Annotated in this window: 3 protein-coding genes; 2 read left to right on the top strand and 1 reads right to left on the bottom strand. The window is 67.5% G+C overall.

Translation table 11 applies throughout. The features are described from left to right. The first annotated feature begins 173 nt into the window (after positions 1 to 173). Positions 174 to 695, top strand: a complete 522-nt coding sequence (locus I6U14_RS16560) for a hypothetical protein (RefSeq protein WP_296900718.1) — start codon at positions 174 to 176, stop codon at positions 693 to 695. Positions 696 to 745: 50 nt separating this feature from the next. Here the strand turns inward: I6U14_RS16560 and I6U14_RS16555 are convergent, their stop codons facing one another. Next, positions 746 to 1,195, bottom strand: coding sequence for a DsrE family protein (locus tag I6U14_RS16555; protein WP_296900720.1), 450 nt, complete (start codon positions 1,193 to 1,195; stop codon positions 746 to 748). Between the two features lie 413 nt (positions 1,196 to 1,608). Between I6U14_RS16555 and ruvB the strand changes: the two genes are divergently transcribed. Next, the gene (gene ruvB, locus I6U14_RS16550; RefSeq protein ID WP_296900716.1) at positions 1,609 to 2,658 is read left to right on the top strand and encodes a Holliday junction branch migration DNA helicase RuvB; all 1,050 of its coding nucleotides are present in this window, start codon (positions 1,609 to 1,611) and stop codon (positions 2,656 to 2,658) included. The last annotated feature ends 173 nt before the right edge of the window (positions 2,659 to 2,831 follow it).

Below are 2,831 nucleotides of genomic sequence, written 5' to 3'. Positions count from 1 at the left end.
TGGGGCGCAATCAAGGGATCAAGCCCGGCGCGACACGAGCGGGGGGGGGCGATCGGCCCGCCGAAGTAGGTGGGTCCAAGCTTGAGAAAGGCACGGAAGACCTCGCCGTTGCGCTCGGCCCACTGGCACCGCTAAGTCTGATTGGAGACCATGGATCAGAGGGGGGAACCGCCATGACAACACCGCCGCCGCCGGATACGGGCGATCCGGGTGACGAGTATGCCGGTCTTTGGCCGCCCACCAGCTACGGCGCTCAGGTGGAGCGGCTGCGCGCCGCGGTGGGCGAGACGGTCTACCTGGCGGAGCTGCGCGACACGGACACTCAGCTAGGAGCACAGATCACCGACCGGCCCTACCTATTGCTTGGCGTCATCGACTTCCCGCGCCCGGATCCGGCGCGCGGATTGGCCCCGCACCTGATTCTGCTCGACGACGGCCGCGGTGTGAACCTCGGGCGGGTCGCGCGCGTCAGCCGGCGTCCCTTCCAGCCCGCTGCGGAGGAGGTGCTCTACCTGGACCGCGCGGCCGACCGCAACCTGTTGTTCGCCGACCGGCGACTGTCGAAGGACTACATTGCCCGGCGCGCGCAGACCGCCTTGGGCCAGGTGCTCGGCTACAGCGAGCCCAGCGCGCCCCGCCAGCTCGGCGACGGCGCGGGTGAAGGGCCAGACGCAGAGGGCATGCGACGGCGCTGATACGAGCGCAGATCCGTGAGCGCCCATCCCACAGCGGCGCGGGCAGACGGCTACATGATGGGGATGATTGCGTAACCCTTTGCCTGGTAACCGATCTGGGACACGAAGGTATTGCCCACGTGCTCGATGCCCGGCAACAGAGTGTCCGCGTCCACCCCCGTCAGGCGGGTCGCGACGGAGCAGGCCTCGACGCGAACATTGGGCTTTTTCAGCATCGCGCGAAGCTGCTCGGCGATGCCGTCCAGGTGCAGCTCGTCATCAATCGGCACATCGGACCGGTCTGTCGTGATCAGACGCACTGATGGGCCCCGGAAGGTAAGGACCATGTCCGGCGCCACGCCCTGGCGCTTCAGGTCCTCGTAGGTCTCGTCCATGACCTTCAGGTACAGCAGCATCTTTTCGGCGTCGGCCATGTTGATGTCCCAGGCGATTTTGCCCGAGCTGACGCCGTCCAGGGCTTGGGTGTCGGCGGGCTTCTCGGCGCTGGCGATGCCGCACATGAGCAACACCAGCAGCCCGAGCGACAGCCGGGCTGTGAGGCTTCGTATTTCGGGGATGCGCATGGTTGGTCTCCTCTGATGGTTGATACTGTCGATGCGGCACCGACGCAGGTGCCCGATGGGTCGACATTAGACAGCGGCGGGCTCGTCGCCATCGGCGCCTGCATTATCGACGGCTCCTTGGCTGGCCTCAAAGCCGCCTTGGCCGTCCAGCTCCTGCAGCAGGCGCCCGGCATGGCTTCCGCAACCGCACGCCGTCGCGTCCCGCCGCTGCTCGCTGCGATTTGATGCGGATCGAGGCCGTGCCTTGCTGTGGTCCTCATCCCGGACGGTGACCGATGCCCGCGCAGGCCGGCCCGTTTGGCCCCTATGCTATCGTCCTGAGGATACGATTAGTCTCGAGGCTCGGTGCCATGACCGTCCCTGACCGCCTCATCAGCCCCGCGGAGGCCGCCGACGACGGCGCGCTTGACCGCGCCATCCGCCCGCGCAGGCTGGCGGACTATGTCGGCCAGCCGGCGGTGTGCGAGCAGATGGAGATCTTTCTCCAAGCCGCCCGCGGCCGCGCCGAGGCCCTGGACCACACGCTGATTTTCGGCCCGCCCGGGCTTGGCAAGACCACGCTCTCGCACATCATCGCCCACGAGATGCAGGTGAACCTGCGCCAGACCTCCGGTCCGGTGCTGGAGAAGCCCGGGGACCTGGCCGCGCTGCTGACCAACCTGGAGTCCGGCGACGTGCTCTTCGTCGACGAGATCCATCGCCTGAGCCCCGTGGTCGAGGAGATCCTCTATCCCGCCATGGAGGACTTTCAGCTCGACATCATGATTGGCGAGGGTCCCGCCGCGCGGTCCATCAAGCTGGACCTGCCGCCCTTCACGCTGGTCGGCGCCACCACCCGCGCCGGGCTCCTGACCAGCCCGCTGCGGGACCGTTTCGGCATCGTGCAGCGCCTGGAGTACTACAGCGCCGAGGACTTGACCCGCATCGTGCAGCGTTCTGCCCAGATCCTGGCCATTCACACCGAGCCGGACGGTGCGGCGGAGATCGCCCGGCGCTCTCGGGGCACGCCGCGCATCGCCAACCGGCTGCTGCGCCGCGTGCGGGACTTCGCGCAGGTGAAGGCGGGCGGGCGCATCACCCGCGACGTGGCCGACCAGGCGCTCGGCATGCTCAAGGTGGACGGCCTCGGCTTTGACCATATGGACCGCCGGCTGCTGCAGGCCGTCATCGAGAAGTTCGACGGCGGCCCCGTGGGCGTGGAGAGCCTGGCGGCGGCCATCGGCGAGGAGCGGGGCACCATCGAGGACGTGCTGGAGCCCTTCCTGATCCAGCAGGGCTATCTGGTGCGCACGCCCCGGGGCCGGATGGCGACCCAAAGTGCCTATCGCCATTTCGGGATGGTCCAGCCGCGGCAGGATGGCGCGCCGATGCAGGACCTCTTCGAGCAGCCTCCCGGCTGAGTTGCCGCAACGCCCTGCTGATCGGCACTTTTCTGAGGCAAACATCGGAAAAGTGCTTTGACCTTTGCCCTCACCGCCCCACCCTCTGCTCAGCAGATATCCATCGCACGCCAGATTTCGGTTTGTCCTGCAAAAAACCTGCTGCTCTGTCCTCTCCTCCTCGAGCCTCGCCC

This window comes from Thiohalocapsa sp. (assembly GCF_019695415.1).
GTDB lineage: Bacteria > Pseudomonadota > Gammaproteobacteria > Chromatiales > Chromatiaceae > Thiohalocapsa.
This window is presented reverse-complemented; position numbering and strand designations above follow the sequence as displayed.